Below are 24,844 nucleotides of genomic sequence, written 5' to 3' on the forward strand. Positions count from 1 at the left end.
GCCGCGCCCGACTGCCGAAGGTGGGGTGAACACCATCGGCTGGAGAGAAGGTTGGCCGGCGCGCTAGGTCAGAGGGGTCTCGCGCGCCGGCCGGCGGGTTAAAGGCCGAATGCCAACCCCACCCGCACATTGATTGCTGCACGTCCCTCACGCTGTTCGCCGCCCAGTTCGCCGATAAAGCGCATGCCGGGGCCGCCGCCGATCGCGCGCAGGCGGGCAAGCCAGCCGCTTTCGCGATCTTCAGGGGTGAGGGTAAAATCGCTTCCACCGTTGAAATGCGCGACCGTATCGCCGAGCGCGCCGCCGACGATCTGACGGCGCCCGAATTCGGCTTCCAGCGCGAAATAGCCGGAGTCCTTATACTCAGGTCCGAATTCCATCCCGACCGCCAGCAGCCCGTTCACGGCCAGCTCGTCGCTCTTGCGGCTATTGACCGTGAGGTCGAGCGCATCGCCGCCGCCGCTTTCATGGTGGCCCTTTTCGGTCAGCCGGTAATATTCGACCGTCGCGCCCGGACGGATGTAAAGGTTGCCGGTCCAGAACTGGTGCGACACGTTGCCCGTCGCTGACACCAGCGAGCCCTTCCATTTCGATTCCATCGTGCGCTCGACCAGCGTGCCGGTCGCATCCGAACTGAAATAGCGCGTGCCGTCGAACGAGACATGCGACCAGCCGCCACGCACGCTGGCCTGGAAGCCGTCCTTGACGAAGCGCCAGTGGGCGGCGAGCCCGATCTGGTTGAGCCGCACTTCATTGTCGGTCGCCCGGTCGCCGTCCTTGCCGTAGATGTAATTGAGGCCAAGCCCGAAGCGACCCATGCCGGTCTTCAGTTCGGCACCCCCTGATGCGCCCCATCCGCCGACCTTGAATCCGGCCGTCGACCCCAGGTCCTTCGACGAACCCCAGGCGAACTGGCTGATCCAGTAACCGACCTTGCCGTCCTGCTTGTACGGCGCCGACGGATCGGCCAGCACACGCGCGGCAGCGCGGTCGCCCGCGGTCGCTGCCTCGAACGTGCCGCCTGCGTGATCGGGCAGCATTTGCCGGACGTTGGCGATGAATTCGTCGCCGCTGCGGATGGCTAGGATGCTGTTGCCGATGGCATTGTCCTTGGCCAGCGCCGCATAGATCGCCGGATAGGCGGCGGTTTCCGAGGCGTTGAGGCCAAGGTCGACGGCGCTCTTGCGGGCGATGGTGACGTTCAGCTGGTTTCCGGTCACCGCCAGCGTGCCCTTGTACAGGAACGGCAGCAGGTCGGTGTTGGTGGCAAGGTTGCCGGCGCCGGTCAGCGTTCCCGCGGTGAGCACGGTGTACGTGCCCTCGGCCTGCCCGATATTGACGACGCTAAGCTGCAGCTTCGAATTGGGATCGAAGTTGGCAGTTCCGGTGACAGTGAGCGCACTGGCGTTTCCGGCCGTCTTGTCGAGCGTGACGCCGAAGGTCCCGCCGCCGGTGACGTTGAGCGACGACACGGTTGCCGCCTTCACCAGGTTGAATTTGCCTCCCGACACGTTGACCGCAAGGCCCGCGCTGTTGGCGAGTTGCCCGGTGAACACCGACGTGCCGGCGATCGACAGGCTGTCGGTGCCGCCGCCGAAATCGGCGTTGCCGGTGAAGGTCGAGGTTCCGGCCAGCGAAAGCTGGTCGTTGCCGCTTCCGAAGCTGACGTTGCCTGCCGCCACGGTATCGCCCGAAAGAAGATAGCGGTTGTTGCCTCCGCCCATCGTGACATTGCCGGTCAGCTTGCCGTCGCCAAGGTCGAGCAGGTCGTTCCCGCTGCCGAACTTGACGTCGCCCGTGATGGTCGGTGCTGCGAAGGTCGCAGCGACGACCGTCTGGCGAATGGTGGCGCCCGTGGTGTTGGCTGACAGGTCGATCGCGACGTTCTTTCCAGCGCCGCCACCGGTGGCGCTGATCTGGCCACTGTTTTCGACCAGGGTAGTAGTGCCCGACCGATCGATGATGGCGATCGCGGTGCCGTTGCTGCCGCTGACGGTGGCGCCGATCTTGCCGCTGTTGCGGATCGTCGGCAGCGACGCGCCGGCGTCGATCGCCACGGCGGTCGCGACCGAATTGGCGGTGTTGCCGCTGCTCGCGCCGATTTCACCGGCATTGCGCAATTCGCCCGTGTTGGCGCCGCTGCCCAGGCGAATGGCCGTCGCCGCTCGGTCAAGCGACAGGGCCTGGACCTTGCCGTTGATGCCGACGCCGTTGGCGATGGTGACGCTGTTGCCCATGCCGCCGATCTGGATCGCATTGCCATCGACGCCGCTATAGACGCCGGTGCCGAGCACGCTGCCGTCGACGATCAGGCCGAAGGAGGTGGACGTGCCCGGGACCGGGCCAAGCGTCACCGTCTGGCTGGTCGATCCGATGCGCAGGGCCGCGGCGGAGCCGTAGGAAGCGACCGCCGCGCTGCCTTCCTTGCTGTCGTCGATGCCGTCGCCGTCTTCGTCGTTGTTGGTCGGGCTGGTGTCTTTCGGCGGCACCGCCAGGATGACGCCCTGGGTGACATTGCCCTCGATCGAGATCGCCGGGCCACCCTGGAGCAGGTCGTCGGCGTCAAGCTTCGACGGATCGGCAGGTGCGGTGGTGTAGCGGTAGCCCGTGGCGGAGATCTTGCCCTGGATTACCATCGCCCCGGTAACGTCGCCGAGCGACTGGACGGCGATCGAATTCTGGCCCTGCGCGCTGATGTTGCCGGCCAGCCGGACTTTGCCGGTGACATCGTCGAGCGACACGCCGACGCTGTTGTTGCCGAGAACCGAGGTCGTACCGTCATGCGTGAAGTTGCCGGTCAGCGGGCCGCCAAGGACGATCCCGCCGCTGTTGTTGCCTTCGACGGTGATGGTGCCGGTGTTGACGATGTTGCCGGTGAATGCCCCCAGCGTATGGATGCCGAAGCGGCCCGACCCAAGCGCGAAAGGTCCGTCGAGATCGCCGTCATTGTCGGTATCGGTCGGTGTGTAGGGTTCGTCGACCTTGATCGTCCCGCTGTTGTTGATGCCGCTGGTGACCCCGGCATTGGCCAGGATGCCGGTTGCGCCGTTGATGTTGCTGATCGCGATCCCGCCCTGGTTCTGGACGACATGATTGGAATCGATCGTGACCGCGGTCGGGCTGGTGGCGGTGATCGTACCGGCCGAGGTGATGGTGATAGCGTCTGGATTGCCGGCATTGACGGTGCTGGTGCGGACCGGCGCGGTGGTGGCGGTCTGGATCTTGGTTTCGGCAAAGGCAGGTGCCGCGACTGCAACGGCGCAGGTCGAGGCAAGCAATAAACGGCGCATGTAGGTCCCTTTTTGACTGGCGTTCAGCCAATCAGACGGAGCCCTTCGCCGTCGGCCTTGGAATTATTTTTAAAAGCCCCAGTCGAGCCCGATGCGCACGGTGCGCGGGCGCAGCGGGGTCAGCTGGTTCGTATCGTCGAGCATCGGCGCCCCGAAGGCGAAGCGATTGCCGACCGAATCGGTAAGGTTGGTGACCGAAAGCGACAGCGCACGGTTGCCGTCCTTCACGCGGACCAGCAGGCCGCTGTCGAAATAATCGCCCTGCCGCTCGCCAAGTCGCGGGCCTACGCCGAGGCGCGAATGGCCGACGTAGCGGGCGTAGAGGTTGGCCGTGAGCTCGCGGCCCTTGGCCAGCGGCTGGACCCAGTCAAGGCCGACGCGGCCGATGATCCGCGCGATGTTGGGAATGCGCATCGTCTCACCGGGACGCAGCATGCCATTTCCGGCCGCGATCGAGGCCGCGGCGATGATCGACTGGAAGGCCAGGCTGGGATTGGTGATCTTGCCGTCGTTCCACGCCGCGCCCGCCTCGATCCGCCATCCGGGGGCAAATTTCCACCCGCCGTTGAGGCTCAGCGACCAGATGCGCCCGTCGCCGATATTGTCGGTTAGCGGCAGGCCCGACGGATCGAGATAATCCGCCTGGATGTCGTTCCAGCGGGTTCGGGTGACGCTTCCGGTCAGGTCGACCCGGTCGCTGCGCGGCTTCCCGAAGCGGAAGCCCGCCTCGGCACTGGCGAGCAGGTCATGCCGGTAGAAGCGCACGTCGCTGGCCGAAATCGACAAGCCGCCGGGACGAAAGCCTTGCTGGTAGCGGGCATAAAGCGTCAGCCCGTCGAACGGCCGCGCAACCAGTGACGCGGAGGGCAGCAGCCGCCTTTCCGTTCGTTCGGGATCGACCGACGCGACCTTGGCGAACAGGGTAGGGGCGATGTGCTCGCCCGATCCGTGAAGGCGCGAAATGGTGTAACGACCACCCAGCGACGCTTCGATGCGATCGGTCAGCGCGACACCGACCTCACCATAAAGCGTCGTCTCGGACAGGCGGTTGGTGACCCCCGAAAGGTCGGTTTCGATGCCCTCTTCGGTGATCGATCGATCGACGGTGTAGCGATTTTCGATGAGGCTGACCCCGGCCAGCCAGCTCCAGCCATCGCGCATCGGGCGCCACAGGCGGGTTTCGCTGCTGAACTGCCGGGCTTCGCTGCGCTGGTCGAGTGCGCGGATCCTGCCGTCGGCCGAAGCGTCGAACCGCTCATGCACGTCCTGCCGCGTCATGCCCGTGGTCGAGCGGAACCGCAGCGGTCCATCGTCCTTGCGCGCGACAAGGCTGCCGAGGGCGAATTGCGAATCGAACGGCTGGCGGATCAGGCTCCTGCGGCCCAGCCCGTCATCGACGTCATCGGCATATTGGCTGTCGCGGCCGTGGATCCGCTGGGCGGCGCCGGTCAGGTCGACCGACCAGCCGGGGGCAAGCTCTGCCGATACGATCGCGCGCCCGCCATCGACGCGCACCCGGTTTATGTCATTCTGGCGAGTCTGGACATTGTCGACATAGCCGCCGTCGATCGCATGGTATCCGGTGACGCGGATCGCCGCATCCTCGGCCAGCGGCAGGTTCAGCGTTGCGGCCAGATCGTAGCTGGCATCGCCATGCTGGGTGGCGGACGCGCCGGCGCTGGCGATCACCTCGCTCGCCTTGGAATTGGGCATGGTTGGCCGCAGCAGGACGATTCCGCCAAGCGCACCCGCCCCATAGAGCGTGCCCTGCGGACCTTCGAGAATTTCGACCGTGTCCATGTCGACCATTCGAAGGTCGGGATCGGGGCCGCTGTAGCCGGTGCGCATGTCGCCGAAATATTGGCCGACTGGCGATTGGGTCGGCCCGCTGAAACTGGAATCCGCAATGCCGCGGATGAACAGCTTGTTGCGCCCGGCGCCGAGGTGGGTCGATGAAACGCCGACGGTGCGCGCTTCGATCGCCTCGGTCCCGACCGCGCCGCGGCCGCTGAACTCACTGCCGCGAATGCGGGTCCACTGACCGGCGAAGTGCTGCAGCGTGGTGTCGCGCTTGCTCGCCGTGACGACGATGTCGACCGGCTTGTCCGGTGCCTCGACGATCGGCGCGATCGGGGCCATGTCGCGCGATGCAACCCGCACCACCTTGGCTTTGGGCGGCGCACGGCGGGGCGACAGGATAAAGGCGGTGTTGCTGATCGACTGCAGCTCCAGCCCGGCGGAATCGGCCAGCTGGCGCAGCGCGGCTTGCGGGGTAAGGTTTCCGCGCACCGGCCTCGCCGGGCGCGACGTCACGTCGCCTTTCAGCGAAACGCTGACCCGGGTCTGCTTTCCGATCGCGAGCGCTACCGCCCCGACCGTTGCCCCGCGGGCATCGACCGGCTGCGCCGCTGCAGCGGCGAGAGCGGAAGAGGGCAGGGCGGCGACAGCCAGCCCGACCATTAGCGAACGAATTGCTAGCCCCCCTCCTTAAATTTCCATTCGCCCCCGGCCCGTTCGATCCGGACCCCCAGAAGAGGGCCGAGCGATGCGGGATCCTTGCGAATTTGATCGATCGACAGCGTACCGCTGAAGCGACGCCGCGCCATAGCGTCACTCGTTGAAAGGGCCAACCCTGTCGACCGATGAAGGTCGGCGGCCACTTGCTCCAGGCTTGCGTCGACATAGGTCAACTGACCCGTCGTCCATGCGCCAGCGTCGGCGGTGGACGACGCGACGGCCTTCAGTTGCCGCACGCCGTCGGCAGCCTCAAGCATCTCGCCCGCCTTGACGGTGACCTTTGCGCCCTTGGGGTCGGCCATCACCGAGCCCTGCTGGACCAGCAGACGGGTCTGGCGGCCATCGCGAGCGACCTCGAAGATGGTCCCGATATCGACGAACTGCAGGTCGCCGGCGCTGACCTCGACATGTTTCTTGCTGGCGATCTTCAACAGCAACTGTCCCTTTTCCAGCGCCACGTCGCGTCGGCCAAGGCCACTCAACTCTACGCTTGTGTCGCCGTTAAGGATCAACTGGTCGCCGTCGCCGAGCGCGATCGTCCGTGTTTCGCCTGCCGCCGTCGCATAATGGTCGGCGGTGAAGGCGGGTGCGAAGACGAAGGCGCCGGCCGCCGCCATCGCCGCGAACGAGGCGGCGACCGCCCATCGCGCGGCAGGATAGCGTCGTGGGGCAGAGGGAGACGTCGCAGGCGCGACAGCGGGCGCCGCCTCGGCCAGCAAATCGTCCATGTCATGCAGGTCGCCGGCAGCCGCATGGTAGGCGTCGGCATGCGCGGGGCTACGCTCGAGCCAGTCGGTGAAGGCGTCCCAGCCGTCGAAGGCGGGATCGCCGGTTTTCACCAGCCAGTCGAGCGCTTCTTCGCGCAGCGGGCGTTGGTCGGGGATCATTGCGGCCTCATCACCTGCCAAGACGGAGTCATGACGCATCCCCCTTATTCCAGCGCACCCTGAGGTCCGACAGCAGGCGGTAGGCCTGCCGCAAGTCGCTTTCGACGGTGCTGATGCTGACCCCGAGTTCGGCCGCCAATTCACGCTGGGACTTGCCCTCGACCCGGTGGCCGATGAGGATCCTGCGCGCCCGCTCGCCAAGATTTGCCAGTTCTGCCGCGAGGTCGTCGACCCGCTGCCGGGCGTCGATGGCCTGGTCGGGACGCACCTGATGGTCGACGGCTTCCGCAAAGCGATCGTTGGCGTCAGCCCAGGCGGCGTCGCGTTTCAGGGACTGCTGGCGGGCGCGGCGCCAGTCGATCATCAGGTTGGTAGCAGTTCGGTAGATATAGCTTAACGGCGATGCCACAGGCCGGTTCGCGGCCTCAAGGCGGATGGCCAGTTCCTGAATCAAATCCTCCGCCTCCTCGCCGGCCCCGTGGGCGGCGAAATATCGCACCAGCCGGGCGCGATTGGCCTCTAGGACGGTCAGGAGTCCCCCCGGACTGTTCACAAAGTCGGCCTTCTCCCAGCCGGACCATTCCGGCGATACGATCGGCACGATCGTGCGATCGCGTTGGCGCACCGCCTGATATTGGCGAGGCCATGCCAGCGTCAAGGCGCAGGGCAGGGGGAAAAGACGGGCAGGTTGAAACGGAAGACGGCGGCCCCTCAAGGAAGCCGCCGCCCGGTAACCCTTAATCGCTTGGTGCGATGCCCTTACAGGCAGCTTTCCAGATAGGGCTGGTCGAAGCCGAACTGCTTGGCCTTCTCCAGCGTATAGGGACGCAGACCCATCGAGCGATATTCGCCGATGATCTTCCCGTCGGCGGTCTCGTCCAGATATTCGAACTTGAACAGTTCCTGCGTGACGATGACCTCGCCTTCCATCCCGATCACCTCGGTGATGTTGGTGGTGCGGCGCGAACCGTCGCGGAGGCGCTTCACCTGCACGATGAGGTCGACCGAGTCCGCGATCTGGCGCGAAATGGCTTCCTTCGGGATCTTGATGTCGCCCATCATGACCATGTTTTCCATACGGGCGAGGCATTCGCGCGGGCTGTTGCTGTGCAGCGTCGCCATCGAACCGTCGTGACCTGTGTTCATGGCGGCCAGAAGGTCGAAACACTCCTGGCCACGAATTTCGCCAAGGATGATGCGGTCAGGGCGCATACGCAGGGCGTTGATGACGAGGTCACGGATGGTGATCGCGCCCTGGCCTTCAAGGTTCGGCGGACGAGTTTCCAGCGGCAGCCAGTGCGGCTGCTGCAGGCGAAGTTCGGCTGCGTCTTCGATGGTGATCACGCGCTCGCCCGGGTCGATCATCTTCGACAAGGCGTTGAGCATCGTCGTCTTACCCGAACCGGTACCGCCGGAAATGACGATGTTCATGCGGCTGGCGCCGGCGATCTTCAAACAAGTCGCCATCTTTTCCGACATCGACCCGAAGCCGCGCATCATGTCGAGCGTGATCGGCTTTTCGGAGAATTTACGGATCGAGATGGCCGTGCCGCGCAAGCTGAGCGGCGGGATGATGACGTTGACGCGGCTGCCGTCGGGCAGGCGGGCGTCGGCCAGCGGCGTGGTCTGGTCGACGCGGCGGCCGACCTTGTTGACGATGCGCTGGGCGATCTGGAACAGATGTTCCTCGTCGCGGAACTGGATCTTGGCGATCTCAAGCTTGCCCTTGCGTTCGACGAAGGTCTGGTCGGGACCGTTGACCATGATGTCGCTGACCGCCGGATCGCTGAGCAGCTCTTCGAGCGGCCCCAGGCCGAGCAGTTCGTCGACCAGCACCTTTTCCAGAGCGAACTGCTCGCGGCGGTTGAGGGTGATCTTTAGCTCGGCCAGCACCTCGATGATGATCGGGCGGAATTCTTCGGCCAACTCGTCCTTGTTCAGCGTTGCCGCCGCTTCCGGGTCGACGCGTTCGAGCAGGCGCGGCAGCACCTGTTCCTTGATCTTGTGGACCGATGCCTCGAAGCCTTCCTGCTTCGACGACGCGGCATCGCCGCTGGCGTTCTGGCGGTTGTTGAGCTTGTCCATCGCACCGCCCGGCGTGGCGGGGGCGGAGGGGGCTTCTGCTGCCGGCGCTTCGGCTTCAGGCTCGTCGAGCGGCGGGAATTGCTCGCCGCCGCCGCCGCCCGGGCCGCCCTTCATGGGGCGTGCGACGCCGAAGCTCGGACGTGCTCCCGCACCCAGGTTATTGCGCTTGCCGAATGCATTCATGACAGACGATTCCCATTCACTTTCAGGAAAATCACGATGGTGAATAAGGTGAAAACTTTGAGAAAACCCTAATTCGCCCCGATCTTCCCTTCCCCCCTATCGCTTGCGCCAGGTCAGCCAGCCGCTTGCGACATAATTCCAGACCGATCCCACGACCGCGCCGGCGATCCCCGCCAGCGCCACGCCGTGCCAGGTTTCGTAGACCAGGCTGCCGATCCCGACATTGCCCACCGCGCCGAGCGCGCAGACCGCGTAGAAGCTGGCCAGCCCCTTGGCCCAGGCCCAGCCCTTCAATTGGCGGTCGCGGTAGGTGAAGCGGTTGTTGAGCGCGAAGTTGAAAGTCATCGCGCCGATGACGGCGAAGGCTTGCGCCAGCGTGAAGGCAAACCCCGCCGCATCGAACGCAAGGAACAGCAGCGAAAGGTGGACGCCGACGCCCAGCAATCCGACCGCGCCGAACTGGATCAGCTTCACCGGCACGAACCGACCGACCATCTTGTCGAGCAGCAGCTCGAGATATTCGAGCGCGACCATGTCATCGAGCTTGGATTCGCCATGCTGGCGCACGCCGAAGGTGTAGGGGACTTCGGTCAGCGACAGCTTGCGCGGCGCCGACGCGACGAGGTCGAGCAGGATCTTGTAACCCACGCTGCTGAGGTTCGGCGCGGCATCGAGCAGCACGTCGCGGCGCACGGCGAAGAAGCCGCTCATCGGATCGCTCAGCGGCGTTTTCATCACCGGCGCGGCCAGCGCGGTGGCAAATCGGCTGATCTTGAGGCGCTTTTCGTCCCAGTCTCCGGTCGACCCACCGTCCGAATAGCGCGTTCCGATCGCCAGTTCGCTTCCGTCGGCGATCGCGCGATACAGGTCGGGCAGGATGCGTTCGTCATGCTGCAAGTCGGCGTCGATTACAGCGATCACCGGCGTTGTCGACGCCAGTGCGCCTTCGACCACCGCCGACGAAAGGCCTCGGCGGCCGATGCGGCGGATCATGCGCACGCGGCGGTCCGCCTGGGCGATCTGCGTCAGGAGTTCGGGCGTTCCGTCGCTCGACCCATCGTCGACGAAAATGGCTTCCCATTCGATCCCTGCCAACGCCAGCGCCAGCTTGTCGAGCAGCGGCTGGACGTTGCCGACCTCGTTCAAGGTCGGGACGATGACGCTAAGCTCAAGCGGGGCATCGCGCGTCGCGCTATCAAGGTCGATGAACTGCTGCAGCATGGAACGGACAAACCCTCTTATGAAGGGCGCCACCCAAGCAGTTTAAGGTAAAGGCCTAGTTAACCGGAGGGCCGGAAAGATCGCTCCGCTGCCAAATGGTCAGATTATCCAGCGACGCATTTTGGTCGGGCGGGAGATGCAGCACGGGGCGGTAGCCTTGGCTCAGCCGATCGTTCAGCAGTGCCTCGACCGATTTCAGTTGCCGTCCCGGCTGGGCCGTCCTGGTCACGATTACGGCCGGCTTTGCATCGAGGATGCGCCGAAGCTCGACCAGCGTATCCGTCCCGACGGCCCCAGCTTCGGTGATCAGGCTGATGTGGTCGGGGAACAGATATTTGGTCGGTCGGCACTGCGGGAAATCGACGTACAGGCGGCTTGGACCGTCGAATACATAGACGCATCCGCCCTGCATCGATGCGGCCACGGTCGTGCGGCTACGGGCATAGGCTTCGGCCTCATGACGATTGCTGGACGCATCGAGGATCGATCCCTGGATCAGGCAAAACACGGCATAGGCGGCGAACCACAGCCTGCCGGATGCACCATTGAAGAACGCGGCCGCAAGCACGCAAAGGGGCGGAAGTAGCGGAAGCGCATAGTGGTCGAAGAAAGACGGGACGCTGAAATAGCCGAATATCGCCGCTGCCATCCAGGCGATGACCAGGCGCGTCGATGCTTGGCTGCGATGGTCACGCCACCGTTTCCATCCGCCGATGGCGGCCATGATGAACAGCGGGAACAGGTAAAGCATCAGCAACGCCGCCCCGGCGAGGCGGGCGATCGCTTGGAAATTTCGTCGCTCGAAAATCGAGACGTAGTTGGCATAGATATAGGCGTCGGCCGCCGCTTTCCCGTTCAACCAGTAGGGCAGGAAGCATAAAAGCGTCGGGAGCAGCGCCACCGCGATCATCGTTGCCGCCGTCAACGCGAACGGGACGGCCGCGGTCCCGCGCCGCCAAAGCAACCACAGATAGCCGAGGCCGATCATCCCCCCTTCGACGAAACTGGTCGGCTTCACGATCATAGCCAGGCCGCACAGCAGCATCGATCCCATTGCGGCGGCCAACGGCGGTTCCTGGCGCTCGGCCGACCGCAACAGCACGAGGAAGGCCCCGGCGATGAACAGGTTGTAGAAGACGGGCGATTGCCCATTCTGGCCGCCGTAGAGCGGCAGCACGATCAAGTAGGTGAGGGCGGCCATCAAGGCGGCGCCCGGTCCCGCAATCCGCATGGCGATCTGGCGGACGACCATGGCCGTCGCAGCCGCAAAGCTCGTCGCGACGAGGTTCAGGACCAGCACCGAGCTGCCGCCGATCGCGGCAATGCCGGCATAGATCAGGAACAGCCCGAGCGGCTTCCTGTCCCAAATGTCGATGTATGGCCAGTGACCGCGCAGCAGTTCCTGCCCGCCGAGCAGGTAGAATTGGTCGTCGACATGCGCGATCGGGTTCCACCAGCTGACGATCCGCGTCGCCACCGCGACAAGGACGATCAGCAGGGCGGCGACGCTCGCGCGGCTGGTGGCTCGATCAACTGACGACATGATTCCCCGGTCCCCGGCGCGTCGAAGCGCCGTGGCCGTGCATCCGTCATGCGGTGGATTTTGTCTAGACTTGTGCGCTTTCGGCGAGGACGGTGAGGCCCTTGTCGCCGACTTCGGCGAAGCCGCCCGAAACCTTGATCGTTTCCGGCTGGCCGCCCGCGGTCTTGAACACCTGCAGGTCGCCGTCCTTCAGCACGGTCATGAAGGGCGCGTGGCCGGCCATGACGCCGAAATCGCCCTCGACGCCCGGCACCACGACCATGTGGACTTCGTCCGCACGGACGAGCTTTTCGGGGGTCACCAGCTCGAAATGAAGGTCGGCCATTGTTCTACTTCTTCCCGTGCGAGGCCGCGTCGAACGCCGACGTGGCCTTTACGAACTTGTCCCGGCAGCCCGGGTTGCAGAAGCCGACGACCTCGCCCTTGTAGAGCGTCAGGCTGTCGGCCTGCACCGGGTCGCCCGACCATGGGCAAACCCGGTTGATGCAGTCTTCGAGGCGGAGGGTATCCGCCATCGAAATTAAGCGTCCTGCGCCAGCTTTTCGGCCTTGGCGACGGCTTCTTCGATGCCGCCGACCATGTAGAAGGCCGCTTCCGGAAGATGGTCGTACTCACCGTCGACCACCGCCTTGAACGACTTGATGGTGTCTTCGATCTGCACGAACTTGCCCGGAATGCCGGTGAAGACTTCGGCGACGTGGAACGGCTGCGACAGGAAGCGCTGGATCTTGCGGGCGCGGGCCACGGTCAGCTTATCTTCTTCCGACAGTTCGTCCATGCCGAGAATGGCGATGATGTCCTGCAGCGACTTGTACTTCTGCAGCGTTTCCTGGACCTTACGAGCGGTTTCGTAGTGATCCTGGCCGACGGTGCGCGGTTCAAGAACGCGGCTGGTCGAGTCCAGCGGGTCGACCGCCGGGTAGATGCCGAGTTCCGAAATCGCACGCGACAGAACGGTGGTGGCGTCGAGGTGGGCGAACGAGGTCGCCGGCGCCGGGTCGGTAAGATCGTCGGCCGGCACGTAAATGGCCTGCACCGAGGTGATCGAACCCTTATTGGTCGAGGTGATGCGTTCCTGCAGCGCGCCCATGTCGGTCGACAGGGTCGGCTGGTAGCCCACGGCCGAGGGAATACGGCCGAGCAGCGCCGACACTTCCGAACCCGCCTGGGTGAAACGGAAGATGTTGTCGACGAAGAACAGCACGTCCTGGCCTTCGACGTCGCGGAAATATTCCGCCTGCGTCAGGCCCGACAGCGCGACGCGTGCGCGGGCGCCCGGCGGTTCGTTCATCTGGCCGAACACGAGCGCGACCTTGGAGCCTTCGCTGGTCGGGTTGCCGTCGGCGTCCTTGGCGATAACGCCGGCGTCGAGGAATTCGTGATAAAGGTCGTTGCCTTCGCGGGTCCGTTCACCGACGCCCGCGAACACCGAGGTGCCGCCGTGGCCCTTGGCGATGTTGTTGATCAGTTCCTGGATGAGAACGGTCTTGCCGACGCCGGCGCCGCCGAACAGGCCGATCTTGCCGCCCTTGGCGTAGGGGGCGAGAAGGTCGATGACCTTGATGCCGGTGACCAGGATGGCGTTGTCGGTCGACTGATCGACGAAGGCCGGGGCCGGGGCGTGGATCGGCATGGTCTGCGTGGCACCGATCGGGCCGCGTTCGTCGATCGGCTCGCCGATGACGTTCATGATGCGGCCGAGGGTCTTGGGGCCGACCGGCACTTCGATCATAGAACCGGTGGCGGTGACGCGCTGGCCGCGGGTCAGGCCTTCGGTAGAGTCCATGGCGATGGTGCGGACCATGTTTTCACCCAGGTGCTGGGCGACTTCGAGGACCAGGCGGTTGCCGTTGTTGTCGGTTTCCAGCGCGCCGAGGATCGGCGGCAGTTCGCCGTCGAAGCTGACGTCGACGACGGCGCCGATGACCTGCGCGATCTGGCCGACGAGGTTGCCCGCGCCCGGCGTGGTGGTGGCGGCAGCAGCCTTCTTCGGCGCGGCCTTCTTGGTCTTGGTTTCAGCGGCGGTGGCCATGGTCGGTTTCCTTGCCTTCGGTGTACTTTAGAGCGCTTCGGCGCCCGAGATGATTTCGACGAGTTCGGTGGTGATCGCAGCCTGGCGCTGGCGGTTGTACTGGATCGACAGCTTGTTGATCATGTCGCCCGCGTTGCGCGTCGCATTGTCCATCGCGGTCATCTGCGACCCGTAGAAGCCGGCGGCGTTCTCGAGCAGGGCGCGATAGATCTGGATGGCGACGTTCTTCGGCAGTAGTTCGGCGAGGATCGCTTCCTCGTCGGGTTCATATTCGACCGCGGCCGAGGCGACAGTCGACTTGTCGTTGGCGGCCGGAGCGGCAGGCACGACCGGGATGATCTGGTCGACCTTCGGGTCCTGCGCCAGCACCGACTTGAATTCGCTGTAGGCGAGATGGGCGACGTCGAACTGGCCGCTGTTGTAGCGGTCGGTGATGTCGTCCGCGATCGCCTGCGCGTCGGCATAGGCCGGGGCCTTCATCGCGCTGGTGTCGTACTGCGCAACGATCGCCTTGGGGAAGACGCGGCTGATCACTGGGCGACCCTTGCGACCGACGATGTAGAACAGCACGGTCTTGCCCTGCGCTTGAAGCTCTTCGGCCTTCTTGCGCGCGGCGCGGACGATGTTGGTGTTGAACGCACCCGCCAGGCCGCGGTCGCCGGTGGCGAGCACGATCAGGTGAGTTTCGTCCTTGCCCGTGCCGGCGATCAGCTTGGGCGACTGCGGACCGACGGTGACGCGGCTCGCCAGCGAGCTGACGACGTCCGACAGGCGGGTCGCATAGGGACGGCCGGCTTCGGCGTTCTGCTGCGCACGGCGCAGCTTGGCCGCGGCGACCATCTTCATCGCCTTGGTGATCTTCTGCGTCGACTTCACCGAGCCGATGCGAAGCTTCAGTGCCTTGAGGCTGGCCATGGCCTAGCTTCCCCTACGCTCCGATTACGCGAACTGCTTGGCGAAGGCGCCGAGGGCGTCCTTCAGCTTGGCGGCGGTGTCGTCGTCCAGCGTCTTGGTGTCGCGGATCGTCTTGAGCACGTCGGCATGTTCGCTGCGCAGGTAGCTCAGCATCGCCGCTTCGTAGCGGGTGACATCCTTGACATCGACGGCGTCGATGAAGCCGTTGGTGCCGGCGTAGATCGAAGCGACCTGTTCTTCGACCGGCATCGGCTGGTACTGCGGCTGCTTCAGCAGCTCGGTAAGGCGCGCACCGCGGGCCAGCAGCTTCTGGGTCGACGCGTCGAGGTCCGAACCGAACTGGGCGAAGGCGGCCATTTCGCGATACTGGGCCAGCTCCAGCTTGATCGAGCCGGCGACCTTCTTCATCGCCTTGGTCTGCGCGGCCGACCCGACGCGGCTGACCGACAGGCCGACGTTAATCGCCGGGCGGATGCCCTGGTAGAACAGGTCGGTTTCAAGGAAGATCTGGCCGTCGGTGATCGAAATCACGTTGGTCGGAATGTAGGCCGACACGTCGCCCGCCTGGGTTTCGATGATCGGCAGCGCGGTCAGCGAGCCGTTGCCGTTGGCATCGTTCAGCTTCGCGGCGCGCTCGAGCAGGCGCGAGTGGAGATAGAAGACGTCGCCCGGATAGGCTTCGCGGCCCGGCGGACGGCGCAGCAGCAGCGACATCTGGCGGTAGGCGACGGCCTGCTTCGAAAGGTCGTCATAAACGATGACGGCGTGCATGCCGTTGTCGCGGAAATATTCGCCCATCGCGGCGCCGGTGTAGGGCGCGAGGAACTGCAGCGGGGCCGGTTCCGACGCGGTCGCGGCGACGACGATCGAATATTCCATCGCGCCATTTTCTTCGAGCGCACGGACGATCTGCGCGACGGTCGAGCGCTTCTGGCCGACGGCGACGTAGATGCAATAGAGCTTTTGGCTCTCGTCGTTGCCCTTGTTGGCTTCCTTCTGGTTGATGAAGGTGTCGAGCGCGACGGCGGTCTTGCCGGTCTGGCGGTCGCCGATGATCAGTTCGCGCTGGCCGCGGCCGACGGGAACGAGGGCATCGAGCGCCTTAAGGCCGGTCTGCACCGGTTCGTGCACCGACTTGCGCGGGATGATGCCCGGCGCCTTCACTTCGACGCGGCTGCGCTTTTCGGCGACGATCGGGCCCTTGCCGTCGATCGGGTTGCCGAGCGCGTCGACCACGCGGCCGAGCAGGCCCTTGCCGACGGGCACGTCGACGATGGTGCCGGTGCGCTTGGCGGTGGCGCCTTCCTTGATGGCGCTGTCCGACCCGAAGATGACGACGCCGACGTTGTCGGCTTCCAGGTTCAGGGCCATGCCCTTGGTGCCGTCTTCGAATTCGACCATTTCGCCGGCCTGGACGTTGTCGAGGCCGTGGATGCGGGCGATACCGTCGCCGACCGACAGCACGCTGCCGACTTCGGAGACCTGGGCATCGGCGTCGAAGTTCGCGATCTGGTCGCGGATGACGCGGGAGATTTCAGCGGCGCGGATGTCCATCATTTAACCTTTCATCGCCTGGGCGAGAGTGTTGAGCTTGGTACGGATCGAGGCGTCGATCATCTGGCTGCCCAGACGGACGACAATGCCTCCAAGAAGTTCGGGATCGACCTTGGCGTCGATCGCCACGTCGCGGCCGACGCGAGCCTTGAGCCTGGTCTTGAGCGCGGCGACCTGGTCGTCGCTCAGCGCATGGGCCGAGGTCACTTCGGCGGTGGTTTCACCGCGGTGGTCGGCGGCGAGGCGGCGGACCAGCTTGACCACATTCTTGAGCTCGGAAAGGCGGCCATTGTCGGCCAGCACGCCCAGGAACTTTGCAGTGATCGGGTCGAGGCCCATCGTCGGAACCAGGGCGCGGACCGCCTTGCCGGCATCGGCGCGACCGATCAGCGGCGAGGAGGTGAGGGCCTTGAAGTCAGCCGATTCGGCGATCGCCGCCTCGATCGTGTCGAGGCTGCGGGTGACCGCATCGATCTGCTTTTCGTCACGGGCGAGGCCAAACAGCGCGGTGGCGTAGCGCCCCGCTAAGCTGGCCTGAATGCCGCCGGAATTCTCCACGCGCCTAAAGCTCCAGACAGAGTGTTTTGTTCACCATGCTATGAATGGGGCACAGCGGAAAAACCGCGTGCCCCCCATGGGTTGGCGCGCCCCTAGCAAGGGTGTCGATTCGATGCAAGGCGGCTGTCACAAGTTTGGCCGCAAGACCCGGGAAGCACGGCCTGAGGAGACGGCCTATCAAGGGCTCAACAGCAGATGGAGCCAATCATGACCTATCGAATTCGCGGCCTCGACCCCGCCCGCTTCCTTCCCCTGTTCGATCTCGACGAGGTCGAGCTGAAGCGGGCCGAAACGGTCCGCGTCACCGCCGACGCCGACCGCGGCTTTCCCTGCCGTGTGTCGCTCGAAGATGCGAGGGCGGGCGATACGCTGGTGCTGACCAATTATGTCAGCCACGATGTCGCGACCCCGTACCGCACCGCCTACGCCATCTACGTTCGCGAAGGCGTCGCGCCCGCCGATTATGTCGACCAGCTACCGCCCGTTTTCGCCGGTCGTCCGCTCAGCCTGCGCGGCTTCGGGGCGGACGGGATGCTGAAGGAAGCGCGCCTGGCCGCGGCGGACGCGGCCGAACCGGCCATCCTCGACCTCCTCGCCAATGACGAGGTCGCTTACATCGACGCGCACAATGCAGCCCACGGCTGCTTCGCCGCGCGGATCGAACGTTACGACAGCGCCTTGGTGTAAAAGTGGGTGAAGGGCGTGTCGGCATAATCGCCGAACGGCCCGCAGCGCACGAACCCCTCTCGCTGATAAAGGCGGTTGGCGGCATCGAACAGCGGGCTGTTGCCCGTCTCCAGGCTTAGTTGCTCCACGCCCATCGACCGCGCGACCGCCGTCAAATGGTCGAGCATCGTCCCGCCCACCCCGGTGCCCAGCGCATCGGGGTGGGTGCGCATCGATTTCACTTCGCCATGTTTGTCCTCAAGACGCTTCAGCGCCCCGACGGCGAGCAGCGTGCCCGCCGCGTCGCGCAGGGAGAAAAAGCGGATCGCCTCACGCCTCAACCCGTCGATCGGCAAAACATGACAGGCCTCCGGCGGCGAATCCGCGCGCATCTCTGCGAAATGATGGGCCAAGAGGTCGCGCACGTCGTCGCGGTCCAGTTCCCCCTCGAAAAAGCTTTGAACGCAATCCATGGGAAGCGGTGGCTAGGACCGCCGCCTATGCTAAGTCCATGCTGATGCGAACATTTGACATCGACGAGGCGTGGGCCGCCTTCGAGACTCGCGACCGGACCAAGGACGGCCGCTTCGTGGGCGCGGTCAAAACGACCGGCATCTACTGCAAGCCGAGCTGCCCGGCGCGCCGCCCGAAGCGCGAGAATGTCGAGTTCTTCCTCACCGGTGCCGAGGCGCTCGCCGCCGGCTATCGTCCCTGCCTTCGCTGCAAGCCCGACGAGGTCGGTCGCGATCGCGAGGCCGTGGCACGGGCGGTCGAATTGATCGAGCGCGCGGAGGAGCCGCCCCAGCTGTCCGATCTTGCTGCGGCGGTCGGCTATGCCCCGCACCATTTCCAACGGCTGTTCACCCGCGACATGGGCGTGTCGCCCGCCGCCTACGCCCGCGCCATCCGCGCCAAGCGGGCGCAGGGCCATCTCGATAAGGACAAGAGCGTGACCGAAGCCATGTACGACGCCGGCTATGCCGCGCCCAGCCGCTTCTACGCCGACGCAAAGGACCGGATGGGGATGACCCCGTCGGCCTGGCGCGACGGCGGGCGAGGGGAGACGATCCGCTATGTCGTGAAGGACAGCCCGCTCGGCCCCCTTCTGATCGCGGCGACGCCCAAGGGCATCTGCCGCCTGTCGTTCGACGAAAGCCCCGACGGCCTCAAGCGCCGCTTCCCCAATGCCGCGGTGATCGAGGATGATGGGACCATTGCCGACTGGGCCGATCAGGCGCTGGCGCAGGTCGAACATCCCACGGCCCACAACCTGCCGATCGACGTGCGGGGCACCGCGTTCCAGGAACGGGTCTGGCAGCAGCTGCGTCGCATCCCGCTTGGCGAGACCTGCAGCTATGCCGACATCGCCAATGCGATCGGCGAACCCGGCGCCACCCGGGCGGTCGGCACGGCCAACGGGTCCAACCCGGTCGCGATCCTCGTTCCCTGTCACCGTGTCATCCGCAGCGACGGCAGCCTCGGCGGCTATGCCGGCGGCCTCGATCGCAAGGTAAAGCTGCTTGAGGCCGAAGGCATCCCCACCGGCCAGCAGAGCCTCGACCTGTAGCGAGAAACGCGATAGCCTCCCGCCATGAGCAGGGGGGTAAGGCGTACCGACCTCAACCGGCGCTTCGGGGCCATGCTCGAACGCGCATGGGACCGCGGCGCGGCCACCCGCCCGTCGCTCGATCCCGCCGACATCATCGCCATCGCTTCGCGCAAGGAAGGCGGCCCGCCCGCCGACGGTCCGTGGCGCACGCGGCTCGACATCCTCTGCGCCGCGTTGCGGGACGAGGCCGACCTCAACCCGATCGGTCTAACCTCGGCGCATGTGCAACTGGTCAAGCTCGTCCGCGCCCGCATTCGCGCGGCGGCCTATGTCGCTCGGCATCCTGGCGCACTCGACATCCCGATCGAACGGCCGCTGGTCATCGTCGGTCAGATGCGCTCGGGCACCACGCGCATCCATCGCCTGCTGGCGTGCGATCGGGATTTCGAGGTCAATCGGCTGTTCGAACAACTCGACCCGGTGCCCCATCGCGGCATCGATCGGCGGCCCGTCAATGCGTGGATCACCGGCAAGCTGTTCGCCCTGATGGCGCCCGAACTTTCCGCCATCCATCCGACCTCTCCGCTGGCGGCAGAGGAGGATTTCGGGCTGCATGCATTTTCGATCTGGGGCGCCTTGTTCGAAGGCCAGTGGCGCGTGCCCAGTTTCGCCGCCCATGTCGAACAGGCCGATCCTGCCGACGTCTACCGAGATTTTGCCACGCTGCTCCGGATCAACGCCCACCGCCGTCGGCGGCCCGGACCATGGCTGCTCAAGGCCCCCCAGTTCGCGCAGGAGCTTGACGCGGTGCTGGCGGCCTTTCCCGATGCCAGGCTGGTCGTCCTGCGTCGCCCGCCGGCCGAACTGGTCGCTTCAGGGGCCAGCCTGGTCTGGCACCACAGCCGGGTCCAGTCGGACGCCGTGACCCGCGCGGAAATCGGCCGCGAATGGCTGCGCAAGACACGCCTGCGCGGGGAACGGATGGACGAGGCGCTGGCCCGCCATCAACGCCAGCCGCAGGTCGAACTCGACTATGCCGATGTCTCGCGCGACTGGGCCGGCGCGGTCGACCGCATCTACCGGCTGTGCGACGGTCCGCCCGACCCGGCGACGTGGGCGCGGATGGATCGGCTGATCGCATCGTCGACGGCCCACCACGGCCATCGCTATTCGCTCGAAGACTTCGGCCTCGACGCCGCCGCGGTCGACGCCGCTTTCGCCTGACGCGCCCAGCCGGGCTTGGCGGGCTCCAGCGTTTTCAGGAAGGCGGCGGCGCTGGCGCGATAGTCTTCGCGCTTGTCGACACTCATCCGCTCCCACGTCGCATAGGGATTGCGAAGGCGGGCGTTGCCGCGCAGCTTGCCCTCGTTGCGCGCCAGGAAGTCCCAGTAGAGCGCGTTGAAGGGGCATGCGTCAGGTCCGACCTTCTGCTTCACATCATAGCGACAGCCCGCGCAATAATCGCTCATCCGGTCGATGTAGGCACCGCTGGCGGCATAGGGCTTCGATGCCATCCGGCCGCCGTCGGCATGCTGGCTCATGCCGATGACATTAGGCATCTCGACCCATTCATAGGCATCGGCATAGACGACGAGGAACCAGTCGCTGACCTCAGCCGGGTCCACACCCGCCAGCATGGCGAAATTGCCCAGCACCATCAGCCGCTGGATGTGATGGGCGTAGGCATTGTCGCGCGTCGTCCGCACGCAGTCCGCAAGGCACGCCATGTCGGTCTCGCCGGTCCAGTAGAATTCGGGCAGCGGGCGCGTCGCCTTCAGATGGTTGGCCCGGCCATAGTCGCGGCCTTCCCACCAATAGATGCCCCGGACATATTCCCGCCAGCCGATGATCTGCCGGATGAACCCCTCGGCGGCGGCGAGCGGCACGCGCCCCTTGCGATATTCTTCCTCGGCGCGCTGGCAAACCGCCAGCGGGTCAAGCAGGCCGAGGTTGATCGACGTCGACAGCAAGGCGTGGTGCATGCTGTCCTCGCCCTTCAGCATCGCATCCTGCGTCTCGCCGAAATGCGGCAGGCGGTGGGTCAGGAAATCGTCGAGCGCCGCTTCGGCCTCCGCCGCGGTCACCGGCCAATCGAACCCGTCGAGATCGCCGAAATGATCGCCGAACCGCGCCGCGACCAGGTCGATCACCTCGCGCGTCAGGTGATCTTTCTGGAAACGCGGCCGGTCGGGAAAGCGGGTGCCGGGCGCGGCGGCGGCGCGGTTTTCGGCGTCGTAGTTCCACTTGCCGCCCTCGAGTTTACCGTCGGCGGTCATGAGGAGGCCCGTCTTGCGCCGCATCTCGCGATAGAAAAACTCCATGCGCAGTTCGCGCCGCCCGGCCGCCCAGCCAAGGAACTCCTCGATCGAACAGAGAAAGCGCAGGTCGGGCAATATATGGACCGGCAAGCCGAACGCCTTGCTCCACCGCTCGATCGCCTCGCGCACCCGCCATTCGCCGGCTTCGACGATGCGGATTGCGTCAGGCCGATGGCGGGCGACGGCGCGCTCCACTTCGCCCGTGAAACTGCCGCTATTGTCGGGATCGTCGAGCGACACATAATCGACGACAAAACCGCGCGCGCGAAGTTCGTCGGCGAAATGGCGCATGGCCGAAAAGATGAGCGCGATCTTCTGCTGATGATGGCGGACGTAGGTCGCCTCGTCCCACACCTCCATCATCAGAACGACGGTGTCGGCGGGATCGCAGCCATCGAGGCTGGCGATTGAGTGGCTAAGCTGGTCGCCGAGGATGGGCACGAGCACGGTCATGTGCGGCCCAACGCGCGAGAAGGCTAAACGAAACTATAGGGGTCGACGTCGACCGCGACACGCACCTTGTGGCTCCATTCCAACTTCCCCAGCCAGTCGCGGATGACGTCCTGAACGTCCAGTTTGCGCTCGGCATGGACCAGCAGGCGCTGGCGATGGCGGCCGCGCAGCATGGCGAGCGGGGCGGGGGCGGGCCCGAAGACCGCCATGCCGTCGATCTTCGGTGCGGCGTTGCCGATGCGCTTGGCGACGCCTTCGGCCTCCGCCTTGTCCTCGGCCGATACGATGATCGCCGCCAGCCGACCGAACGGCGGCATCGCCGCTTCGCGCCGCGCTTCCGTCTCCGCGGCGTAGAAGCCCGGCGCATCGCCCGACACCAGCGCCTCAATCACCGGCGCCGACGGGTCATGGGTCTGGACCAGCACACGGCCCGGCTTGTCGCCGCGCCCGGCGCGCCCCGCGACCTGCTGGATCTGCTGGAAGCTGCGCTCGGCCGCGCGCAGGTCGCCGCCCTGCAGGCCAAGGTCCGCATCGACCACGCCGACCAGCGTCAGGTTGGGGAAGTGATAGCCCTTGGTAATCAGCTGGGTGCCGACGACGATGTCGATCTCCTGCGCCTCCATCGCCCGCACGAATTCCGCGGCGCGGGCAGGGGACCAGATGGTGTCGCTGGTCACCACAGCGGTGCGCGCCTCGGGGAACAGTGCCGCCACCTCGTCGGCGATACGTTCGACGCCGGGACCGCAGGCGACCAGGCTGTCCTCGTCACCGCATTCCGGGCATTGCTTAGGCGGCGGCATGACATGGCCGCAATGGTGGCAGGCCAGCCGGTGCATCAGCCGGTGCTCGACCATCCAGGCAGTGCAGTTGGGGCACTGGAAACGGTGCCCGCAGGTTCGGCACAGCGTCAGCGGCGCGAAGCCGCGGCGATTGAGGAACAGCAGCGACTGCTCGCCCGCGTCCAGATTGGCCTGAAGCTCCGCGACCAGGCTCGGCGCCAGCCAGCGCCCGCGCGGAGGCGGGTCCTGCGTCATGTCGATGGCGCGCAGTTCGGGCATTTCCGCAACCCCGTGCCGCTCGGTCAGCTTGACCTCGCGATAGCGGCCGATGTCGACCATATGGCGGGTCTCGATCGCGGGCGTCGCGCTCGCGAGGATGACCGGAATTTCCTCGAAATGGCCGCGCATCACCGCCACGTCGCGGGCGTGATACTGGACCCCTTCTTCCTGCTTGAAGCTCGTCTCATGCGCCTCGTCGACGACGATCAGGCCGAGGTCGCGGTAGGGCAGGAAAAGGCTGGAGCGCGCGCCCACCACCACCTTGGCCTCGCCGCTGACGATCGCCCGCCACGCCCGGCGCCGCTGGGAGGAGCGAAGGTCGCTGTGCCACGCCACCGGCTCACAGCCGAAGCGCGCGGTGAAGCGCGACAGGAAGGGCTCGGTCAGCGCGATTTCGGGCAGCATCACCAGCACCTGCCGGTCCTGCCGCAGCGCCTCGGCGATCGCTTCGAAATAGACTTCGGTCTTGCCCGAACCGGTAACCCCGTCGAGCAGGATCGGGTCGAAGCCCTTTCCGATCGCGCCGGTCAGGCTGGCGGCCGCGGCGGTCTGCTCGTCGTTCAAGGTTGGCGGCGCGAACTCGGGGTCGGGCAGGGGGAAGGGCAGGTCGGCATCGACCTCGATCCGATCCAGCGCCCCGGCATGGACCAGCCCGCGCATCACGGCTTCGCTGACCCCGGCATGATCCGCCAGTTCGCGCACCGTGCCCTGCCGCCCTTCCAGCCGCTGCAACGCCTGTTCGCGCTGCGGCGTCATGCGCGGCGGGATGAGGCCGGTGGCGCGATATTCGATCATCGTCCGTCCGCCTTCGAGCGCCGAGGACGAGGGCATGATCATCCGCAGCACGGCGGCGAGCGGGGAAAGATAATAGTCTGCCGTCCATTCGGCCAATCGCCGCAGCGGCGCGGCAACCGGGGGCACGTCCACCAGCCCGGCGAGCGGCCGCAAGCGATTATCGCCGACCTCTTCGGACGGCAGCCGCTCCGCCTCCCACGCCACGCCCAGCAGCTGGCGCGGCCCCAGCGGCGCGACGACCACGCTGCCCGGTTCGACGACCATGCCGTCGGGCACGCGATAGTCCAATGGACCGAGCGCGGCGTTAAGCGTGACGACCCTTGCGCGTGGTAGGGGCACTAGCGCCCCTTACTTGCCGCGCTTCTTGCGGTGGCTGTCGAGGTCGAGCACCGGATTGTCGTCGCCTTCTTCCGGCAGCAGGCCGAGACGGCGGGCGACTTCCTGGTAGGCGCCTTCGACATTGCCGAGGTCCTGGCGGAAGCGATCCTTGTCGAGCTTTTCGTTCGACTTCATGTCCCACAGGCGGCAGCCATCGGGGCTGATCTCGTCGGCCAGAATGATGCGCGCATAGTCGTTTTCCCACACCCGGCCGAACTCCAGCTTGAAGTCGATCAGGCGGATGCCGATGCCCGCGAACAGCCCGCACATGAAGTCGTTCACGCGGATCGCCATGTCGGCGATGTCGTTCATCTCGTCCTGGCTGGCCCAGCCGAAGCAGGCGATATGTTCGTCGGCGATCATCGGATCGCCCAGCGCATCGTCCTTGTAATAATATTCGATGATCGTGCGCGGCAGTTGCGTGCCTTCCTCGATGCCCAGCCGCTTCGACAGCGATCCGGCCGCGACGTTGCGCACGACGACCTCGATCGGCACGATCTCGACCTGGCGGATCAACTGTTCGCGCATGTTGATGCGGCGGATGAAGTGGGTGGGGATGCCGATCGTCTGCAGCGAGGTGAAGATATATTCGCTGATGCGATTGTTGAGCACGCCCTTGCCCGCGATGGTGCCGCGCTTCTGCGCGTTAAACGCGGTCGCGTCGTCCTTGAAATACTGGATCAGCGTGCCGGGTTCGGGACCCTCGTAAAGGATCTTGGCCTTGCCTTCGTAGATCTGGCGGCGACGGGACATGCTGGGGAAGACTCCGTGACGGAAACGAATGAGGGGCGGCTATAGGCGAGCCGCCCCCGCATCGCAATCGAACTGCCGCCCAGGGCGGC

General features: G+C 65.7%; 20 protein-coding genes. 3 read left to right on the forward strand and 17 right to left on the reverse strand.

Annotated elements, in window-relative coordinates; genetic code table 11:
- Positions 1-98: 98 nt before the first annotated feature.
- The 13 genes from G570_RS07580 to G570_RS07640 all read right to left on the reverse strand — a co-directional run bounded on the left by G570_RS07580 (position 99) and on the right by G570_RS07640 (position 16,785).
- A complete protein-coding gene (locus tag G570_RS07580; protein ID WP_037500818.1) occupies positions 99-3,290 on the reverse strand; it encodes an autotransporter outer membrane beta-barrel domain-containing protein in 3,192 nt (1,063 codons plus the stop codon).
- 69 nt (positions 3,291-3,359) lie between these two features.
- Positions 3,360-5,750, reverse strand: coding sequence for a TonB-dependent receptor (locus G570_RS07585; protein ID WP_037500820.1), 2,391 nt, complete (start codon positions 5,748-5,750; stop codon positions 3,360-3,362).
- 14 nt (positions 5,751-5,764) lie between these two features.
- Complete coding sequence (locus G570_RS07590; protein WP_037500823.1) at positions 5,765-6,694, reverse strand: FecR family protein; 930 nt, start codon at positions 6,692-6,694, stop codon at positions 5,765-5,767.
- A 28-nt stretch (positions 6,695-6,722) separates the two neighbouring features.
- A complete protein-coding gene (locus tag G570_RS07595; protein ID WP_051504160.1) occupies positions 6,723-7,352 on the reverse strand; it encodes an RNA polymerase sigma factor in 630 nt (209 codons plus the stop codon).
- Between the two features lie 101 nt (positions 7,353-7,453).
- On the reverse strand, positions 7,454-8,962 hold the full coding sequence (locus tag G570_RS07600) for a TadA family conjugal transfer-associated ATPase (RefSeq protein WP_037500826.1): 1,509 nt from the start codon (positions 8,960-8,962) through the stop codon (positions 7,454-7,456).
- 96 nt (positions 8,963-9,058) lie between these two features.
- A complete protein-coding gene (locus tag G570_RS07605; RefSeq protein WP_051504161.1) occupies positions 9,059-10,183 on the reverse strand; it encodes a glycosyltransferase in 1,125 nt (374 codons plus the stop codon).
- 55 nt (positions 10,184-10,238) lie between these two features.
- Complete coding sequence (locus G570_RS07610) at positions 10,239-11,726, reverse strand: ArnT family glycosyltransferase (protein WP_051504163.1); 1,488 nt, start codon at positions 11,724-11,726, stop codon at positions 10,239-10,241.
- A 64-nt stretch (positions 11,727-11,790) separates the two neighbouring features.
- Positions 11,791-12,051, reverse strand: coding sequence for an ATP synthase F1 subunit epsilon (locus G570_RS07615; RefSeq protein ID WP_037500829.1), 261 nt, complete (start codon positions 12,049-12,051; stop codon positions 11,791-11,793).
- A gap of 4 nt (positions 12,052-12,055) precedes the next feature.
- Positions 12,056-12,241 carry a glutathione S-transferase gene (locus tag G570_RS07620; protein ID WP_037500832.1) on the reverse strand — a complete coding sequence of 62 codons (186 nt, stop codon included), beginning with the start codon at positions 12,239-12,241 and terminating at the stop codon, positions 12,056-12,058.
- 5 nt (positions 12,242-12,246) lie between these two features.
- Positions 12,247-13,758 carry a F0F1 ATP synthase subunit beta gene (gene atpD / locus G570_RS07625; protein ID WP_156930384.1) on the reverse strand — a complete coding sequence of 504 codons (1,512 nt, stop codon included), beginning with the start codon at positions 13,756-13,758 and terminating at the stop codon, positions 12,247-12,249.
- 27 nt (positions 13,759-13,785) lie between these two features.
- Positions 13,786-14,673: a F0F1 ATP synthase subunit gamma gene (locus G570_RS07630; protein WP_037500835.1), complete on the reverse strand. Its 888-nt coding sequence runs from the start codon at positions 14,671-14,673 to the stop codon at positions 13,786-13,788.
- 24 nt (positions 14,674-14,697) lie between these two features.
- The gene (atpA, locus tag G570_RS07635; protein WP_037503980.1) at positions 14,698-16,227 is read right to left on the reverse strand and encodes a F0F1 ATP synthase subunit alpha; all 1,530 of its coding nucleotides are present in this window, start codon (positions 16,225-16,227) and stop codon (positions 14,698-14,700) included.
- Positions 16,228-16,230: 3 nt separating this feature from the next.
- Positions 16,231-16,785 carry a F0F1 ATP synthase subunit delta gene (locus G570_RS07640; RefSeq protein WP_037500837.1) on the reverse strand — a complete coding sequence of 185 codons (555 nt, stop codon included), beginning with the start codon at positions 16,783-16,785 and terminating at the stop codon, positions 16,231-16,233.
- 207 nt (positions 16,786-16,992) lie between these two features.
- Between G570_RS07640 and G570_RS07645 the strand changes: the two genes are divergently transcribed.
- Positions 16,993-17,472: a DUF1203 domain-containing protein gene (locus tag G570_RS07645; protein WP_037503981.1), complete on the forward strand. Its 480-nt coding sequence runs from the start codon at positions 16,993-16,995 to the stop codon at positions 17,470-17,472.
- Here G570_RS07645 and G570_RS07650 read toward each other — a convergent pair.
- Entirely contained in the window at positions 17,451-17,876 is a 426-nt protein-coding gene (locus tag G570_RS07650; protein WP_218915880.1) for a GNAT family N-acetyltransferase, read from the reverse strand. The two genes, G570_RS07645 and G570_RS07650, sit on opposite strands and share 22 nt — an antisense overlap.
- A 92-nt stretch (positions 17,877-17,968) precedes the next feature.
- Here G570_RS07650 and G570_RS07655 point away from each other — a divergent pair, with 92 nt between their 5' ends.
- On the forward strand, positions 17,969-19,018 hold the full coding sequence (locus tag G570_RS07655; RefSeq protein WP_174377467.1) for a bifunctional transcriptional activator/DNA repair enzyme AdaA: 1,050 nt from the start codon (positions 17,969-17,971) through the stop codon (positions 19,016-19,018).
- A gap of 24 nt (positions 19,019-19,042) precedes the next feature.
- Positions 19,043-20,224, forward strand: a complete 1,182-nt coding sequence (locus tag G570_RS07660) for a sulfotransferase family protein (protein ID WP_084607598.1) — start codon at positions 19,043-19,045, stop codon at positions 20,222-20,224.
- Here the strand turns inward: G570_RS07660 and G570_RS07665 are convergent.
- Genes G570_RS07665 through purC form a run of 3 tightly spaced genes read right to left on the reverse strand, consistent with a single transcriptional unit; the run spans position 20,167 to position 24,755 of the window.
- Positions 20,167-21,771 carry a cryptochrome/photolyase family protein gene (locus G570_RS07665; protein ID WP_037500844.1) on the reverse strand — a complete coding sequence of 535 codons (1,605 nt, stop codon included), beginning with the start codon at positions 21,769-21,771 and terminating at the stop codon, positions 20,167-20,169. The genes G570_RS07660 and G570_RS07665 overlap by 58 nt on opposite strands.
- Before the next feature lie 23 nt (positions 21,772-21,794).
- Positions 21,795-23,963: a primosomal protein N' gene (locus tag G570_RS07670; RefSeq protein WP_037500847.1), complete on the reverse strand. Its 2,169-nt coding sequence runs from the start codon at positions 23,961-23,963 to the stop codon at positions 21,795-21,797.
- A 9-nt stretch (positions 23,964-23,972) separates the two neighbouring features.
- Positions 23,973-24,755: a phosphoribosylaminoimidazolesuccinocarboxamide synthase gene (purC, locus tag G570_RS07675; protein ID WP_037500857.1), complete on the reverse strand. Its 783-nt coding sequence runs from the start codon at positions 24,753-24,755 to the stop codon at positions 23,973-23,975.
- Positions 24,756-24,844: the final 89 nt, after the last annotated feature.

The sequence above is a fragment of the Sphingomonas jaspsi DSM 18422 genome (assembly GCF_000585415.1).
Lineage (GTDB): Bacteria > Pseudomonadota > Alphaproteobacteria > Sphingomonadales > Sphingomonadaceae > Sphingomicrobium > Sphingomicrobium jaspsi.

Excerpts from the sequence above, each read along its gene's own strand:
- purC (WP_037500857.1), bottom strand. The coding sequence starts at position 24,755 with ATGTCCCGTCGCCGCCAGATCTACGAAGGCAAGGCCAAGATCCTTTAC.
- atpD (WP_156930384.1), bottom strand. The coding sequence starts at position 13,758 with ATGGCCACCGCCGCTGAAACCAAGACCAAGAAGGCCGCGCCGAAGAAG.
- atpA (WP_037503980.1), bottom strand. The coding sequence starts at position 16,227 with ATGGACATCCGCGCCGCTGAAATCTCCCGCGTCATCCGCGACCAGATC.
- G570_RS07615 (WP_037500829.1), bottom strand. The coding sequence starts at position 12,051 with ATGGCCGACCTTCATTTCGAGCTGGTGACCCCCGAAAAGCTCGTCCGT.
- G570_RS07665 (WP_037500844.1), bottom strand. The coding sequence starts at position 21,771 with ATGACCGTGCTCGTGCCCATCCTCGGCGACCAGCTTAGCCACTCAATC.
- G570_RS07580 (WP_037500818.1), bottom strand. The coding sequence starts at position 3,290 with ATGCGCCGTTTATTGCTTGCCTCGACCTGCGCCGTTGCAGTCGCGGCA.
- G570_RS07600 (WP_037500826.1), bottom strand. The coding sequence starts at position 8,962 with ATGAATGCATTCGGCAAGCGCAATAACCTGGGTGCGGGAGCACGTCCG.
- G570_RS07610 (WP_051504163.1), bottom strand. The coding sequence starts at position 11,726 with ATGTCGTCAGTTGATCGAGCCACCAGCCGCGCGAGCGTCGCCGCCCTG.
- G570_RS07590 (WP_037500823.1), bottom strand. The coding sequence starts at position 6,694 with ATGATCCCCGACCAACGCCCGCTGCGCGAAGAAGCGCTCGACTGGCTG.
- G570_RS07655 (WP_174377467.1), top strand. The coding sequence starts at position 17,969 with ATGCGAACATTTGACATCGACGAGGCGTGGGCCGCCTTCGAGACTCGC.
- G570_RS07660 (WP_084607598.1), top strand. The coding sequence starts at position 19,043 with ATGAGCAGGGGGGTAAGGCGTACCGACCTCAACCGGCGCTTCGGGGCC.
- G570_RS07645 (WP_037503981.1), top strand. The coding sequence starts at position 16,993 with ATGACCTATCGAATTCGCGGCCTCGACCCCGCCCGCTTCCTTCCCCTG.
- G570_RS07630 (WP_037500835.1), bottom strand. The coding sequence starts at position 14,673 with ATGGCCAGCCTCAAGGCACTGAAGCTTCGCATCGGCTCGGTGAAGTCG.
- G570_RS07620 (WP_037500832.1), bottom strand. The coding sequence starts at position 12,241 with ATGGCGGATACCCTCCGCCTCGAAGACTGCATCAACCGGGTTTGCCCA.
- G570_RS07585 (WP_037500820.1), bottom strand. The coding sequence starts at position 5,750 with ATGGTCGGGCTGGCTGTCGCCGCCCTGCCCTCTTCCGCTCTCGCCGCT.
- G570_RS07605 (WP_051504161.1), bottom strand. The coding sequence starts at position 10,183 with ATGCTGCAGCAGTTCATCGACCTTGATAGCGCGACGCGCGATGCCCCG.